Consider the following 16,148-nt stretch of genomic DNA (forward strand, 5'->3'; position numbering starts at 1 on the left):
TAATGCTAGTAATATCTTTGATAAGGAGAGCTTATATGATTGGGAATTTAGATTTATATCGTATTTTTAATGTGGTCTGTCAAAATAATAGTTTTTCGCAAGCGGCGAAGGAATTGTATATGACACAGTCGGCAGTCAGCCAAGCGATGATGAAATTAGAAAATGAATTAGATATTCAACTTTTTTACCGTACATCAAAAGGGGTGATTTTAACGAACGAAGGCAAGTTGTTAAATGAGCACATTCGAACAGCACTCGGCATGATTCAAGTCGGAGAAGAAAAGTTGCTTGAATTTAAAACGTTAGAAACAGGACGTTTACGAATTGGTGTAGGCGATACGATTTCTCGTTATTATTTATTACCGTATTTAGAAGCATTCCATGAAAAATATCCTGGGGTAAAGTTGACGATTTTAAATGGGACAACTTCAGAAATTATTGGCTTCATAAAATCAGGAAAAGTCGATATGGGTGTTTGTAATTTGCCGTTAAAAGATGACCAGCTAACGGTATTGCCGTGTTTTGAAGTGCAAGATACGTTTGTTGGTGGTGAGCGTTATGCTAAATTAGCCAAAACACCGATCTCGCTAGAAACCTTAGTCGCCCAATCGCTCATTTTTTTAGAAGACAAATCCAATTCCCGCGTCTACGTCGAGAAATATGTGACCCAAAAAGGGTATACTTTAGCGCCTGATTTTGAATTAGGTTCGTATGATTTAGTCTTAGAATTTGCGAAGATAAACTTAGGAATTGCGTGTGTCATCAGAGAATTCTCTCAGGCAGCTTTAGAGTCCGGTGAGGTCTTTGAAGTGCGATTAAAAGAGATGATCCCCAAAAGAGAAATCGGCATTTGTTATTTAAAAAATGTCTCACTCTCACAAGCAGTCCGTCTTTTTGTCGAAAGCATTCAACAAAAAAATCTCTAGGCGTGTGCGATTCTCCAGGTTCAGAAGAAAACAATGTGATATAATACACTAAACAGTGAGTAGAGGAGGCTGAAGATGGATATTCAACGTTTTATTTCTGCTAGAAAAGCGCTCGGGTATTCTCAAAAAGAATTAAGTGAGGGGATTTGTACGCAAACGACCTTAAGTCGCTTTGAGAATAATGGACAAATTCCAACCGTAAAAATATTAATTCAATTATGCCATCGGTTAAATTTAGGGTTAGGGGAATTATTTCCGGAAGTCGGCGTGGAAGAAAACGAATTGAATCGTCAACTTGCCCAAGCTGAGTTTAATTTTATCCTTCGCGAGTATCAAAAGGCGGAAGAAATCTTAGACAAAATCGATAGTACGTTATTAATTGAGCCCAGACAACATTGGTATTACGACTATTTAAAAGGCTACGTTATTGCCTTAAAGAAAGGGACAACCGCAGAGGCCTTCTTTTATTTTAATCGTATTATTGACGAAGCACCAAAGGAAGAAATGGAAATTCTGGTGTTACTGGCATATACCGGGATGGGAATTCTCTATGAAAATATTGGGGAAATCCAAAAAGCGGAATACTTTTTTAATAAAGCGATTACGGATGTCTATCGGTATCCGATTAAAGAAACGCATGATATCTGGCGTTTATTAAATATCATGTACTACTGTGGTTCTTTTTACGCGAATATTGAAGATTACCAAACAAGTGACGCGCTATTAACCCATGGCGTTGAAATCTGTTCGGATAATCACGTGACGTATTACTTGGCTCGTATGACGTTCCAATTGGCAAAGAACGCGGTAGCGCAAAATAAAGATTGTTACGAGATTATGGATTTATACTATAGTACGAAAGCGTATGCCAAAATTAATAAAAATATGATCGAGTTGAAAGCCTTGGAAGATTTTAAACAAGAGCTAATGGAAAATGACGCTTTTTCTGAGATTGTTCTCTATTAGGAAGTCAAATAAAGGAGTAAACTCAAGGGAGTATTTTTTTAGCGAGTGATAATCAGTAAAAATACAAAATTCGTTCTACTATGATCGTGCAATATAGTGATGGTAATTTTTATAGGAGGATATCAAAGCGTGAAAGTTGTGAGACAAAAAATGGGACTCTTGCTAACGTTGGGACTCATTTTCTTAGGAGTGACTGTAACCGTTTATAGTGAAGAAACAGAACCGTCAATGATGGATTTAATTCAACAAGCAGGTTATGAGGTAAGTGAATATGATCGTCCGGCTTCCGTGATTTTAATTGACGCCAATACCGGGAAGTATTTATGGGGAGAAAATCCTGATGTTCCGAGAAATCCAGCGAGTATTATGAAATTAATGACATTGTATATGGTGTATGAAGCGATGGCGGAAGGGAAATTTAGCTTGGATACGACAGTTGTAGCAACCCAACGGTATCAAGCGATTTCGCAAATTTATGCCTTAAGTAACGCACCCATTGTGACTGGAGTCGAATATCCAGTACGAGAGTTGATCCCAATGGTACTGGTGCCCTCATCCAATGTGGCAACGCTGATGCTAGCTGAATTGGTTGAACCGAGTCCTGTTGCTTTTTTACAAATGATGAATACGAAAGCTCAAGAATTAGGAATGACTCAAACGAGGATTCAAAATGCGACAGGAGCCCAAATCTCCGCTTTTCAAGAATTATACGTTCCGGCTGAAATGGATAGTAGCGCTTTGAATCCATGGGAAGATAATGTGACAACAGCAAGAGATCTTTCTATATTAATCTATCATTTATTGCAAAAATATTCAGAAATTCTAGCATACACCGCTACCGCGCAATACACAGTGATGGCAGGCACTCCTTACGAAGAAACTTTCGATACGTATAACTATTCTTTACCGGGACTGCGTTATGCGTATGCAGGGGTTGATGGATTGAAAACAGGATCGAGTCAAACGGGAGGATTCAATATTTCTATGACGGCTCAACGTGATGATTTACGGTTAATTACGGTCGTTCTTGGTGTCGGAGACTGGGCGAATCAAGAGGGAGAGTATCTACGTCAGCCGTTTGCCAATGCAGCCTTAGAATATGGCTTTAGCCAATTTGAGTATCAAGTCGTGTTAAAAGCTGGAGAACATGAAATCAATGGGCAAAAAGTAGCTTTAGCAAATGATTTATACGATACGGTTCGAAAAGATAGCGATCTAAGTTTGCAAGTAACGGAGGATGTTGTGAGGTTGAAGCATGCGCTACCAACCGTTTCAGAAGTGATTCCACAAAGAACACAAGGGATAATCATGGTGAGTTCACCGGAAAAACGTGTTAAAAAAGTGACTCAAAAAATGGCGACTCCTTCTTTGAGTAGGAAAAGTCGTTTAGCAATTTTTTCAGGTGTCGGTATCTTAATGATCATTGCAGTAGTTATGGTTGTGCACAATATTAAAACGACCCAAAAACGTCGTCAGGCACGGCAAAATCGTGGAAAAAGAGAAAGAAAGAATCAGAGATGAAAAAGCTTGGCGCTAATTCATCTCTTTTTTTTGTTTTCTCATGTTTTCCCAATGTCCTTTTGGATAAAATCATGTATAATATTCAAGGCTAATAGGTCATTTATTCATAAATATTAATGGAAGGAAGATAAAAGTGGAAAAAAATAAAGAAATAAAAAAGAAAAAACGTGACTTTACCAAAATGAAGACACCCCATATTTATGTGATTATTTTTGGGGTTGTACTTTTTTCTTGGTTGTTAACATTCCTAGTACCTGCAGGGAAATTTAGTACAGAAGAGATTGAATACGATGATGGTAATGGAGGAGTCAGTACGCGAACGGTCTTACGTCAAGATTCTTTCCGGTACGCGCATCCACTCGATCAAGCATTTGTCTTTGAGCAATTAGAAGCATTACAAAATAATCCAACTGAAATGGAAGCACTCGAAGTTCCGGAAGAAGGATTGGAAGAAGTTTTAGCGGCTGGAGAAGAAGCGCTCACGCAAGAAGAACTGGATGAAGTATCGCTAACAGATGACGTGTTATATGAGATGTATGGCATGGAAATCTATGATACGAGTAAAAAACTTCATCGGACAGCTCGTGTATGGGGAACCGATGACACTGGCGGTTTTGGTTTTTTAAATTTTGTTTTTGAAGGATTAACTTCAGGTGATAAATACGGATCAGCTGTCGGGATTGCCGCGTTGATTTTAGTCGTGGGTGGCGCATTTGGTATTATTATGCGCACGGGAGCGATTGAAGCCGGGATTTTTGCTTTCATCAGTAAAACAAAAGGCTTAGAACGTCTCGCGTTACCATTGCTCTTTTTCGCCTTTTCGTTTGGTGGTGCAACCTTTGGGATGGCCGAAGAAGTCATTCCTTTTGCGATGATTATGGTGCCTTTCGTTATTGCGTTAGGTTATGACTCCATCGTGGCAGTGACGGTAACGTATGTGGCTTCGCAAATTGGGAATGGGACTTCTTGGATGAGTCCTTTTAGTGTAGCAGTGGCTCAAGGAATCGCTGGTGTGCCAGTGCTTTCCGGTGCGACATTCCGTCTCATCATGTGGTTTGTGGTGACAAGTTTATCTGCTATTTATTTAATGATTTATGCCGAGAAAATTCGCAAAAATCCGGAAAAATCACTCAGTTATAAATCGGATAATTATTTCCGTGAACATATTCAAAAAACAAACGATGAAAATAAACCTTTCTTATTGGGTCATAAATTAGTTCTCGTTGAAATGTTATTGGTCTTAATCTGGATTATCTGGGGTGTAACCCAAAAAGGCTACTATATTCCAGAAATTGCTTCTCAATTTTTCGTAATGGGATTAGCTGCAGGGATTACAGCTGTATTCTTTAATCTAGAGGGAATGAGCATCAATGATGTTGCTTCTTCTTTTCAGTCAGGGGCTTCTGATTTAGCAGGAACGGCTATTGTGGTCGGGATGGCAAAAGGAATTCTTCTTGTCTTAGGTGGATCAGATGCGAACGTTGCATCTGCATTAAATACCGTTCTTCATAGTATTGGAGAATTATTAGTAGGCGCACCTGCTTGGTTAGGTGCTTGGGTGATGTATATCTTCCAAAGTTTATTCAATTTAGTTGTAACGTCTAACTCTGGTCAAGCCGCATTGACGATGCCAATTATGGCACCTTTAGCGGATATCGTTGGGGTATCCCGTCAAGTTGCCGTTCTTGCTTATCAATTAGGTTCTGGTTTCATGGATGCTTTCACACCTGTTTCCGCTAGTCTGATTGGTGTGCTAGGTGTTGCACGAATTGAGTGGGTAAAATGGGCAAAATTCCAAATCAAGATGCAAGGGTTCTTATTTGTTTTAGGAACGATTTTCATTATGATTGCTATTGGGATTGGCTTACAATAAAATAGAATAAGGTGCTGAGATGGTCAACGCCATCTCAGCTTTTTTAATAGAAAGAAGGAACGAATTATGAAAATCATTCGACAAGCAGAAATCTATGCGCCTGATTTTTTAGGGACGATGGATGTATTCATTGTAAATGATAAAATCGTCGCAATTGAAGACGAAATCACGGGTGGCTTTGAAGGACTAACTATTGAAGAAATTGATGGGAGCGGACAGATCTTAACCCCAGGCTTTATCGATTGCCACTTCCACATTTTAGGTGGCGGTGGCGAAAATGGCTATCACAATCGGACGCCGGAAGTGACATTAAGCCAATTAACGACAGCAGGCGTCACGACCGTTGTGGGTTGTCTTGGGACCGATGGCGTCGGCAGAGACATGGTGGCACTTTTAAGCAAAGCACATGGTCTTGAAACAGAAGGGATTACAACGTACGTTTACGATGGTTCGTATCGTTTGCCGATTGAACCAGTGACAGATTCCATTATCAAAGATTTGCTAACGATTGATAAGATTATTGGCGTGGGAGAAATTGCAATTTCTGACCATCGTTCGTCGCAACCAACCTTCGCTGAATTTACTCGGACTGTCGCGGATGCTCGTGTCGGTGGGATGTTATCAGGTAAAGCGGGCATTGTGAATGTCCATTTAGGTGATGGTAGCGATCGATTAAAACTTATCAACCAAACGATCGAAGAAACAGAAATTCCAATTACCCAATTTTTACCAACGCATGCCAATCGCACCCAAGAAGTCTTTGAAGCGTGTTTAGAATTCGCTAAAAAAGGTGGCGTGATTGATTTTACCGGTAGTGAAAATCCGGATTTCTGGGAAAAAACAGATGGTGAAGTTCGCTTTAGTAAAGCATTAAAACGTTTCTTAGCCGAAGATATTAGTCTCGATAACTTTACGATGACTTCAGATGGTCAAGGAAGTTTACCTTACTTTAATGAGCAAAACCAATTTATTGGTATGGGCGTTGGTAGTGCGAAATCATTAATGGTAGGAATCAAAGAAGCCGTTTTTAAAGAAGAGATTCCATTAGAAATTGCCCTTCGAGCGATTACGTGTAATCCTGCCAAGATTTTAAAACTTGAAAATAAAGGCGTCTTAGCCGTTGGAAAAGATGCCGATTTATGTTTACTAGATAAAGAGACGTTAGAGCTTCGAACTGTTATTGCAAAAGGCCAAGTCATGGTCGCAGAAAAAGAAGTAAAAGTTTGGGGAACCTTTGAACAACTCGGGAAATAACGTAGAAAAAGAAGCAGTCACTGCAAAAAAGTGACTGCTTCTTTTTGTTATTTTACGAAAGATAAAAGGTGAATAAAATAATTGACAATATACGAAAATACAAACATTAACCGAAAAATAATGAATAAATATACAATAAAACCTTGATTTTAGAAAAAATATACGTATAGTATACAGTAACAAACAAAACAGGAGGAAGATAAAATGGCGAAACAAGCAGATGACATTAAGAAAGTAGTACTAGCGTATTCAGGTGGGCTAGATACTTCCATTATGATTACTTGGTTAAAAGAAAATTACAATAATTGTGAGGTCGTTGCGGTCACAGGAAATGTCGGGCAAGACGCTGAACTCGAAGGACTAGAAGAAAAAGCCTTGAAAACAGGGGCATCAAAACTTTATATAGAAGATTTACAAGATGAGTTTGTCGAAAATTATATTTTTCCATCGCTAAAAGCGGGTGCTGTTTATGAAAATGGTTATTTATTAGGAACTTCTTTTGCACGTCCGATCATCGGCAAACGGTTAGTGGAAATCGCAAAAGCAGAAGGTGCGGATGCGATTTGTCATGGATGTACTGGAAAAGGAAATGATCAAGTTCGTTTTGAACTCGCAGTCAAAGCGTTCGCACCTAATATGAAAATCATTGCACCTTGGAGAACATGGGAATTGAAATCACGGGAAGATGAGATTGCCTATGCAGAAAAACACAACATTCCGTTGAAAATTACAAGAGAAACAAACTACTCTAAAGACATGAACTTATGGCACTTATCCCATGAAGGACTTGATCTAGAAGATCCAGCTAATGAGCCAAAATATGAACAAATTTTAGAATTGAGTGTGACGCCTGAGCAAGCACCGGACGAGCCCACTTATCTTGAGTTATCTTTTGAAAAAGGGATTCCTGTTGCATTAAACGGCGAAAAAATGACTGGTGTGACGTTGATTAAAACCTTAAATAAAATTGGCGGACAAAATGGGATTGGCATTATCGATATTGTCGAGAATCGTTTAGTCGGGATGAAATCAAGAGGCGTTTATGAAACACCAGGCGGAACGATTTTGTATCATGCACACCAAGCACTTGAGACTCTTTGTTTAGATAAAGACACGCAACATTATAAACAAAGTGTCGCGATAAAATTCGCAGAACTGGTTTACAACGGGTTATGGTACACCCCTTTGCGAGAAGCGTTGAGTGCTTTTGTTGATGAAACACAAAAAACAGTGACTGGGGAAGTGAAATTAAAATTATACAAAGGAAATATCACGAACGTCAGCTTAACATCACCGTACTCATTGTATAGCGAAGAGTTTGCTTCTTTTGGAGAAGACGATGTTTATGACCACCAAGATGCTGAAGGTTTCATTAACTTGTTTGGTCTACCAATTACAGTAAAAGCCTTGCTTGATGAAAAGGGTGGTCAGTAATGGCAAAACTTTGGGCGGGACGCTTTAAAAAAGAAGTCGATCAAAAAGTGAATGATTTTAATAGCTCGATTCGTTTTGACTTTCGGATGTATCAACATGATATCTACGGCAGTATCGCTCATGCGACGATGTTAGGCGAACAAGGAATTATTCCGTTAGCAGAATCTCGCAAGATTGTTTGCGGTTTGGAAGAAATCTTAGCCGAAATTGAAACAGGAAAATTGATTTTTGATGAAGAAGCCGAAGATATTCATATGTTTATCGAATCGGAGTTAACCAAAAAATTAGGTGAAACAGGCAAAAGACTCCATACCGCCAGAAGTCGGAATGATCAAGTGGCACTCGACTTACGGTATTATTTAAAAGATGAAACAAATGAGCTAATTGGCTTAACGAAAGCGTTAATTCAAGTTTTTTGTGAACTTGCGGAGGAACACACGGAGACCGTTATGAGTGGGTACACCCATCTCCAACGCGCTCAACCGATTACGTTTGCGCATCATTTAATGGCGTACGTTCAAATGTTCTTACGCGATGTTGAGCGCTTAGAAGATAGTCAAAAACGCTTAGATGTCATGCCATTAGGAAGTGGTGCCCTAGCTGGTACGACCTATGAGATTAATCGGTACCGTGTCGCTGAAATTCTAGGATTTTCAGATATCACGAAAAATAGTTTAGACGGCGTTTCGGATCGCGATTTTTGTATTGAGTTGACGAGTGACTTAGCGATTTTAATGATGCATCTTTCTCGTTTTTGCGAAGAAATTATTTTGTGGTGTTCGTGGGAATTCAAGTTTATTGAACTAGATGATGCGTATGCGACCGGTTCAAGTATTATGCCACAAAAGAAAAATCCCGATATTGCGGAACTCATTCGTGGGAAAACGGGCCGGGTGATTGGCGATTTAGTCACCTTACTAACGATGATGAAAGGTTTATCACTGGCCTATAACAAAGACATGCAAGAAGACAAAGAAGCGATTTTTGATGCCGTAGACACGGTGAAGCTTTGTTTAACGACTTTAGCACCAATGGTTGAGACGATGACCGTTTTAAAAGACAATATGCGTCAAGCCGCCGCAAAAGGCTTTATTAATGCGACCGACTGCGCTGATTATTTAGTGAAAAAAGGCATGGCCTTTCGGGATGCTTATCATATTACTGGCAAGCTAGTCGCGCTTTGTATTGAAAAGCAAACGGTTTTAGAAGCATTACCACTTTCGGAGTACCAACAATTAAGCGAATTGTTCACCGCAGACATCTACGAAGCCATCGATTTGATTACGTGTGTTAACGAACGCAATGTCATTGGCGGACCCGCAAAACTAGCTGTTGAAAAGCAAATAAAAGAAGCACTAGCTGCACTATAAAAGAAAACTGGAGGGAATCTTTCGTGAAGAAAACCGTTTATATAGATGGACAGGAAGGAACAACCGGACTAAAAATCGTTCAACGATTAGAAAAACGTGACGATTTAGAACTCATTAAAATTGAGGAGCATTTACGTAAAGAGGTGAATGAACGGAAAAAATTAATGAATCAATCGGATTATACGTTTCTTTGTTTGCCCGACGAAGCGGCGCGAGAAGCTGTCTCCTTAATCGATAATGAACAAGTAAAAGTAATTGACGCTTCAACGGCCCATCGGACGCATCCGGATTGGGCGTATGGCTTTCCTGAATTATCGGCGAGTCATCGGGCGAAAATTGAAGGCTCAAAAAGAGTCGCTGTCCCGGGATGTTACGCCAGTGGATTTGCGGCCTTAGTTTATCCGCTCGTAGCGGTCGGGATTTTGCCAAAAGACTATCCGGTGACTTGCCATGCGGTGAGCGGTTATAGTGGCGGCGGAAAGTCAACCATTCAAGCGTATGAAGCGCAAAGTCGATCCACGGCATACGATGCGCCAAGACTCTATGGTTTAAATCAAAAACACAAACACTTAAAAGAGATGCAAGCTGTCTCCAATTTAGCCTATCCACCAATCTTTAATCCAAGTATTGCGGACTTTTATCAAGGGATGCTCGTATCAATTCCTTTACATACACGCTTTTTAACCGAGCAACGAACGGCCCAAGAGATTCATCAATTATTGGAAAAATATTACCAAAAGACGACTTTTATTGACGTTCAACCGTTTGCGACGAATGAATTTTTAGCCGCAAACGCACTAGTTGATACGAATAAAATGGAAATCATTGTTTCCGGCCATGAAGATCAAATCTTACTCGTGGCACGCTTAGATAATTTAGGAAAAGGCGCTTCAGGAGCTGCTGTTCAGTGTTTAAATATTATGATGGGAATGGATGAAAGAACCTCTTTGATCGATTCATTTTAAAAGGAGAGAAGTAAACGTGAGAGTAAAAGAATTTCCACATCACGTCATCAGTCAGGGAGTTTGTGCGGCAGAAGGATTCCTAGCAGCAGGTGTGCATTGTGGGTTACGAAAAAATAAAAATAAGCCTGATTTAGCGCTGATTTATAGCGATGTTCTTTGTCAGGCGGCCGCGGTCTATACGCAAAATAAAGTCAAAGGGGCACCGATTTATGTGACCCAACGGCATTTGATCAATCCTGTGGCGCAAGGGATTATCATCAACAGCGGCAATGCCAATACGTGTAATCCAGACGGCGAAGAAAACGCAGCGAAAATGTGTACTTCGATTGCCGAAGAATTAGGGATAGCCAGTGAGAACATGCTAGTCGCTTCTACCGGGATTATTGGGGAATCGTTGCCGATTGACTTGATTGTCGATGCTTGTCCAACCTTAAAGACTCAACTAAGTCGCACAGGTAATGCCAATGCAGCCGCGGCGATTTTAACGACCGATACTTGTGAAAAGGAATATGCGTTGTCTTTTGACTTAGAGGGGACTGAAGTGAAAATTGGCGGAATCTCAAAAGGTAGTGGGATGATCCATCCAAATATGGCAACGATGCTTTGTTTTGTCACAACAGATGTGGCGATTGAAGCGAGCTTATTACAAAAAGCCTTGAAAGATGTCACAGAAGGAACCTTTAATATGATTTCGGTTGATGGCGATACCTCAACGAATGATATGGTGACGGTACTAGCGTCTGGTTTAGCTGGTAATCCGCAAATTACAGAAGAAGATTCGCCGGCTTATCAGGCGTTCCTTCAGGGACTCTATCTTGTCTTAATGCATTTATCGCGTAAAATTGCGCAAGATGGTGAAGGAGCTTCCAAATTATTAGAATGTCACGTCACCGGTGCAAAAGAAAAAAGGATTGCGAAAGCTGTTGCGAAAAGTATTATCACGTCTAGTTTGGTGAAAAGTGCGATGTTTGGTCAAGACCCGAATTGGGGCCGTATTTTATGTGCGATTGGCTATGCAGAAGGCGACTTTGCAATCGAAAAAGTCCGTGTCGATTTAGCTTCGCAGTTTGGCCGAGCGACGGTTTGTCTACGTGGTACTCGTGCCGACTTAAAGGTCCAAGAATTAACACAAATTTTAACCGCCGATGAAATTTTTATTCTCGTAGATTTAGGGGAAGGCACGGCAGAAGCGACGGCTTGGGGCTGTGATTTAACGTATGATTATGTCAAAATTAATGCCGACTATCATACGTAAGAAAGGAGTAACCGATGGGAAAATCGATATCAGATACATTAAGAGCCGAAGTATTAATGGATGCTCTTCCTTACATCCAAAAATATAACGGGAAAATCGTCGTGGTGAAATACGGCGGCAATGCCATGACCAGTGACGTCTTAAAAGATGGTGTGATGGCAGATCTTGTCTTACTTTCGTTAATTGGGGTCAAAGTCGTGCTCGTTCATGGCGGAGGACCCGAAATTAATGAGCAATTACAAAAAATTGGGAAAGAAAGTCAGTTTATCGAAGGATTACGCTATACCGATCAAGAAACGATGGATGTCGTTCAAATGGTCTTAGCCGGCAAAGTAAATAAAAGCCTCGTCGCGCACTTAGAAAAAAGTGGTGGAAAGGCGTTAGGCCTATGTGGGATTGATGGCTCGATGTTAAAAGCGAAGAAAAAAGAATCGGACATTGATTTGGGATTTGTCGGAACAGTCACTCATGTCGATCCAACTCCGATTTTAAACGCTTTAGAACAAGGTGTCATCCCGGTCGTTTCAACGATTGGGATTGGGGAGGATATGCAGACCTACAACATTAATGCCGATACCGCGGCAGCCAAAATTGCGGCTACGTTAAATGCGGAAAATTTAATTTTAATGTCTGATATTAAAGGTGTCTTACGGGATAAAAATGATGAACAGACGTTGATTTCAGCCGTTCATGTGAGTGAAGTTCCAAGTATGATTAAACAAGGGATGATTAGCGATGGCATGATTCCTAAAATTGAATGTTGTGTTGAAGCGATTCGCCGTGGTGTTAAACGGTCGATTATTATCGACGGTCGTACCCCTCATTCGATTTTAATTGAACTACTTTCTAAAGAAGGAATTGGCACGATGTTTTATTAATAGATGACGTCGTATCCAAAAGAAGAATTGAAGAAGGAGGGATTGAATGAAGAGTCAAGAACTCGTAGAAAAATATGTGATGAAGACTTATGCGCGCAAACCGCTTTGCATCGTTTCCGGAGAAAATGCCACGTGTTATGACGAAAATGGCAAGCAGTACATTGATTTTAGTAGTGGCATTGGCGTTAATTCACTGGGATTTTGTGACGATGATTGGAGTGCCGCGATTGCCAAGCAAAGTCAGACCTTACAACATACATCCAATTTATATGTGACCCAACCAATGGCAATTCTTGCTGAAAAGTTGTGTTTAAAGACGGGTTATGCCAAGGTTTTCTATGCGAATTCCGGAGCAGAGGCCAATGAAGGGGCGATTAAACTCGCGCGTAAATATAGCTTTGATAAATACGGTGCCGCCAAAAAAAGGTATAAAATTATTAGTTTAGTGAATTCTTTTCATGGTCGCACGATTACGACGCTCGCTGCAACCGGTCAAGATGTCTTCCATCAGTCGTTCCATCCTTTTACAGAAGGATTTGACTATGCGCAAGCAAATAACATTGATGATTTGCTTGCGAAATTAGATGATACGGTTTGTGCCGTCATGATTGAATGGATTCAAGGAGAAGGTGGCGTCAATCCGCTTGATCCTGAGTATGCAAAAGCATTGTCTGCTGTCTGCCAAGAGAAGGATTTGTTGCTAATCGCCGATGAAGTTCAAACAGGAGTCGGACGAACGGGTCAATTTTTAGCCAGCCAGCACTATGGCATTCAACCGGATATCACCACGTTAGCCAAAGGACTCGGCGGTGGCTTGCCAATTGGAGCCTTTTTATGTAATGAACGCTTAGCAAATTGTTTGCAGTATGGCGATCATGGAACGACTTTTGGCGGCAATCCTGTTGTTTGTGCAGGTGCGAACGTCGTACTCGAGAAGGTTGATGACGGCTTACTTGAAGCAGTTCGAGCAAAAGAAGCCCTGATTCGGGAAACATTCGCACATACGCCAGAAGTCATGCAAATCGATGGCATGGGGCTGATGCTCGGGATTCAGTTGCAACAGAAACAAGCTGTCACAGTAGTGGATGAATGTTTAGCGGAAGGATTAATTGTGTTAACGGCCAAAGATAAAATTCGCTTGTTGCCTCCATTAACGATTAGTGAGACCGAATTAAAAACCGGTTTGGAAATCTTGTTAAACGTGTTAAACCAACCAAATAAGGAGTGAAAGTATGAAGCATTTACTGAAATTAATCGATTTATCAACAGAGGAAATTACGGAGATTTTAAATTTATCGGATCAATTGAAATATGAACTGAAAAATAATATTCCCCATCCTCGTCTAGCAGGCAAAACACTGGGGATGATTTTTCAAAAATCCTCCACGAGAACGCGGGTTTCTTTTGAAGTCGGCATGTACCAACTAGGTGGGCATCCACTATTTTTAAGTGCGAATGATTTGCAAATCGGACGAGGAGAACCGACAGCTGATACCGCACGTGTCATGTCTCGCTATTGTGACGGCATCATGATTCGGACTTTTGAACAAGCCGAAGTGGAAGAATTTGCAAAATACAGTACGATTCCAGTGACTAATGCGTTAACAGATTTCGCTCATCCGTGCCAAATTTTTGCCGATTTACTGACGATACGTGAATACAAAGGTTCGTTTGAAGGGTTAAAAGTTTGTTTTATTGGCGATACAAATAATATGGCGAATTCATTTCTTGTGGGTGCCTTGAAAGTTGGCATGAAATTTACGCTTGCTTCTCCTGCCGGTTATGTATTACATCCAGAAATAGCTGCTTTTGTGAAAGACAATCCTAATTTTGAACAGACAACGGACGTTTTAGCGGCTGCCAAAGAGGCGGATGTCGTGGTTACCGATGTTTGGGCGTCAATGGGAGACGAAGCAGAAGAGCAAAAACGCCAACAAGATTTCGTGGGCTATCAAATCAACAATGAGGTCATGGCGAATGCCAAGAGCGATGCGATTGTTTTACACTGTTTACCTGCTCACCGTGAAGAAGAAATCACGACCGAAGTGTTTGAGAAGTATGCAAACGTCATCTTTGATGAAGCAGAAAATCGCCTTCATGTTCAAAAAGCAATTTTAGTCAAATTAATGGAAAAATAAATAGACACGACTACTACAAAATCCGCACTACCCGCATGATAGGATTCATGAGGACAGTGCGGATTTTATTGTTATTTTAGTTTCATCAGTTTTGGCAAATCAAAAACAAGGACGCGGTCAATGGGAAAAGCATTTTCTTTTAACCGGTAAGGGGCGGCACTTGATTCAAACAAAACATAGAGACGGTCATCAGCTGCGACAATTTGCTCCATGTAAGGTGGAAAGGTTATTTCTTTCGTATAGTCTTCTTCATCGACATCATAAGGGTCAGCGGCTAGGTTATTTGGTGCAAATAAAAGCTTAGAAGACTTGTCTCCGTAAGATTGAGAAAATAAAATCTGATCTTCGTGGAATGTGACACCTTGTAATTCCTTGGTGATTTCAACAACTTCTTTAACTGGATCGGCTCCGCGAACTTCTTGTGGCGCACTGACTTTTTCTTGGATAGGAAGTCCCTGTTTGTCAAGTGGATAGCTGACGAGTGTGCCGTCGTGTTCTTCTTTAAAACGACCGACGACTAAGTTATTTTTATGATAGGTCATAAAAGAAGCTTTTTCTAGATCAAAAAGGGCAATTTCTTCTAAATATTGGATTGGTTCTTTTGTTTTCTCAAATTGATCTTCCGCGATTTGTTTCAAAGAAATGGCTGAAAGTTGCGCGGTATCATCAGGCGTTTCAGTCGTTAACCAGAGATTTTGCGCGGTTGGATCATACGCGAGGCCCCCTAAGTGTGGGGTGTCAGGCAATACGATGGTTTTAACGTGTTCACCTGTTGCTTTTTCTAAAACATATAACACGGAATGATATTTTTTTTCTTCACTATAAGCCGAAATAATGAGCCAATCTTCTGCTAAAGCAAGTCCTTGGGGAACCATTCCTTGCCCGATTTCGACTTCTCCGCTTTTCGTATGAATCGTTTCGGTATTTTCTAAGTCTGGAATCAGATATTGATCGAAAGGAGCATTGGTTAACAGCGCTGGTACGATTTCGGGGTACCGAGCTTCAAATCCTCTATGAAAATAAGGTTTTCTAGTTAGAAAAAAGATAAATAAAGCAATCGTAATCAGCATCATCAAAACGCTTGTTATGATTATTTTTCGTGATCGAGTCATCATTAGTCACTCCTTTTTGTTTTATTTTACAAGGAAGTACCGAAAAAACAAAGTAAAGTGATTCTTTCTTGATATAAATCAAGTTATCCCATAGAAAATCTTCGTATAATGAGAGTATCCAATGAAGAAAGAGGGAAAAAAGATGAAAAAAACTGATTACGATGTCACGAATAAGCTGGAAGATTTAGATAAATTGACGCGGACGATTGAAAAGGTACACGGCAAAAACCATCCAGAGCTACGGGAAGTCCGTCAATTATTTTTAGCGATTCAGGCCAATGTCCAAGAGGCTATGCTTGATAAAAAAACGCTAGCTCTGCAACTCGAACGATTGCGAACCATTACAGCAAATTACACACCACCAGAAGATGGGTGTCAAGGGTATCAAAAGACCTACCGATTGTTGAAAGAAATGGATTTCGCTTATCAAGGGTAGAGATAAGAACGTGCAGATTG

At 40.4% G+C, this 16,148-nt stretch carries 14 protein-coding genes; 13 read left to right on the forward strand and 1 reads right to left on the reverse strand.

Annotated elements, in window-relative coordinates; translation table 11 throughout:
- Window positions 1-35: 35 nt before the first annotated feature.
- The 12 genes from RU93_RS04320 to argF all read left to right on the forward strand — a co-directional run bounded on the left by RU93_RS04320 (window position 36) and on the right by argF (window position 14,580).
- On the forward strand, window positions 36-926 hold the full coding sequence (locus RU93_RS04320) for a LysR family transcriptional regulator (protein WP_071874383.1): 891 nt from the start codon (window positions 36-38) through the stop codon (window positions 924-926).
- A gap of 75 nt (window positions 927-1,001) precedes the next feature.
- A complete protein-coding gene (locus tag RU93_RS04325) occupies window positions 1,002-1,892 on the forward strand; it encodes a helix-turn-helix domain-containing protein (RefSeq protein ID WP_071874384.1) in 891 nt (296 codons plus the stop codon).
- 129 nt (window positions 1,893-2,021) lie between these two features.
- Window positions 2,022-3,413, forward strand: coding sequence for a DUF1958 domain-containing protein (locus RU93_RS04330; RefSeq protein ID WP_169818088.1), 1,392 nt, complete (start codon window positions 2,022-2,024; stop codon window positions 3,411-3,413).
- Window positions 3,414-3,594: 181 nt separating this feature from the next.
- Window positions 3,595-5,286 (forward strand): putative basic amino acid antiporter YfcC, encoded by a 1,692-nt coding sequence (yfcC, locus tag RU93_RS04335; RefSeq protein WP_084131188.1) that lies wholly within the window; start codon window positions 3,595-3,597, stop codon window positions 5,284-5,286.
- A 66-nt stretch (window positions 5,287-5,352) separates the two neighbouring features.
- A complete protein-coding gene (iadA, locus tag RU93_RS04340; RefSeq protein WP_071874386.1) occupies window positions 5,353-6,540 on the forward strand; it encodes a beta-aspartyl-peptidase in 1,188 nt (395 codons plus the stop codon).
- 204 nt (window positions 6,541-6,744) lie between these two features.
- A complete protein-coding gene (locus RU93_RS04345; RefSeq protein ID WP_071874387.1) occupies window positions 6,745-7,974 on the forward strand; it encodes an argininosuccinate synthase in 1,230 nt (409 codons plus the stop codon).
- Complete coding sequence (gene argH / locus RU93_RS04350; protein WP_071874388.1) at window positions 7,974-9,344, forward strand: argininosuccinate lyase; 1,371 nt, start codon at window positions 7,974-7,976, stop codon at window positions 9,342-9,344. The genes RU93_RS04345 and argH overlap by 1 nt, the downstream gene beginning before the upstream one ends.
- Window positions 9,345-9,367: 23 nt before the next feature.
- On the forward strand, window positions 9,368-10,309 hold the full coding sequence (argC, locus tag RU93_RS04355; RefSeq protein ID WP_071874389.1) for an N-acetyl-gamma-glutamyl-phosphate reductase: 942 nt from the start codon (window positions 9,368-9,370) through the stop codon (window positions 10,307-10,309).
- Window positions 10,310-10,325: 16 nt separating this feature from the next.
- A complete protein-coding gene (argJ, locus tag RU93_RS04360; protein ID WP_071874390.1) occupies window positions 10,326-11,564 on the forward strand; it encodes a bifunctional glutamate N-acetyltransferase/amino-acid acetyltransferase ArgJ in 1,239 nt (412 codons plus the stop codon).
- A gap of 14 nt (window positions 11,565-11,578) precedes the next feature.
- Window positions 11,579-12,442: an acetylglutamate kinase gene (gene argB, locus RU93_RS04365; RefSeq protein ID WP_071874391.1), complete on the forward strand. Its 864-nt coding sequence runs from the start codon at window positions 11,579-11,581 to the stop codon at window positions 12,440-12,442.
- Between the two features lie 46 nt (window positions 12,443-12,488).
- Window positions 12,489-13,670: an aspartate aminotransferase family protein gene (locus tag RU93_RS04370; protein ID WP_071874392.1), complete on the forward strand. Its 1,182-nt coding sequence runs from the start codon at window positions 12,489-12,491 to the stop codon at window positions 13,668-13,670.
- Between the two features lie 4 nt (window positions 13,671-13,674).
- The gene (gene argF / locus RU93_RS04375) at window positions 13,675-14,580 is read left to right on the forward strand and encodes an ornithine carbamoyltransferase (protein ID WP_071874393.1); all 906 of its coding nucleotides are present in this window, start codon (window positions 13,675-13,677) and stop codon (window positions 14,578-14,580) included.
- 71 nt (window positions 14,581-14,651) lie between these two features.
- Here the strand turns inward: argF and RU93_RS04380 are convergent, their stop codons facing one another.
- Window positions 14,652-15,692 (reverse strand): YncE family protein, encoded by a 1,041-nt coding sequence (locus RU93_RS04380; protein ID WP_071874394.1) that lies wholly within the window; start codon window positions 15,690-15,692, stop codon window positions 14,652-14,654.
- 142 nt (window positions 15,693-15,834) lie between these two features.
- On the opposite strand from RU93_RS04380, the gene RU93_RS04385 reads away from it, so the two are divergent.
- The gene (locus tag RU93_RS04385; protein ID WP_071874395.1) at window positions 15,835-16,128 is read left to right on the forward strand and encodes a hypothetical protein; all 294 of its coding nucleotides are present in this window, start codon (window positions 15,835-15,837) and stop codon (window positions 16,126-16,128) included.
- The last annotated feature ends 20 nt before the right edge of the window (window positions 16,129-16,148 follow it).

This window comes from Enterococcus aquimarinus (assembly GCF_001885765.1).
GTDB lineage: Bacteria > Bacillota > Bacilli > Lactobacillales > Enterococcaceae > Enterococcus_I > Enterococcus_I aquimarinus.

Coding starts and splice junctions, on each gene's coding strand:
- RU93_RS04320 (WP_071874383.1), top strand. CDS start 36: ATGATTGGGAATTTAGATTTATATCGTATTTTTAATGTGGTCTGTCAA.
- RU93_RS04325 (WP_071874384.1), top strand. CDS start 1,002: ATGGATATTCAACGTTTTATTTCTGCTAGAAAAGCGCTCGGGTATTCT.
- yfcC (WP_084131188.1), top strand. CDS start 3,595: ATGAAGACACCCCATATTTATGTGATTATTTTTGGGGTTGTACTTTTT.
- iadA (WP_071874386.1), top strand. CDS start 5,353: ATGAAAATCATTCGACAAGCAGAAATCTATGCGCCTGATTTTTTAGGG.
- RU93_RS04345 (WP_071874387.1), top strand. CDS start 6,745: ATGGCGAAACAAGCAGATGACATTAAGAAAGTAGTACTAGCGTATTCA.
- argH (WP_071874388.1), top strand. CDS start 7,974: ATGGCAAAACTTTGGGCGGGACGCTTTAAAAAAGAAGTCGATCAAAAA.
- argB (WP_071874391.1), top strand. CDS start 11,579: ATGGGAAAATCGATATCAGATACATTAAGAGCCGAAGTATTAATGGAT.
- RU93_RS04370 (WP_071874392.1), top strand. CDS start 12,489: ATGAAGAGTCAAGAACTCGTAGAAAAATATGTGATGAAGACTTATGCG.
- argF (WP_071874393.1), top strand. CDS start 13,675: ATGAAGCATTTACTGAAATTAATCGATTTATCAACAGAGGAAATTACG.
- RU93_RS04380 (WP_071874394.1), bottom strand. CDS start 15,692: ATGACTCGATCACGAAAAATAATCATAACAAGCGTTTTGATGATGCTG.
- RU93_RS04385 (WP_071874395.1), top strand. CDS start 15,835: ATGAAAAAAACTGATTACGATGTCACGAATAAGCTGGAAGATTTAGAT.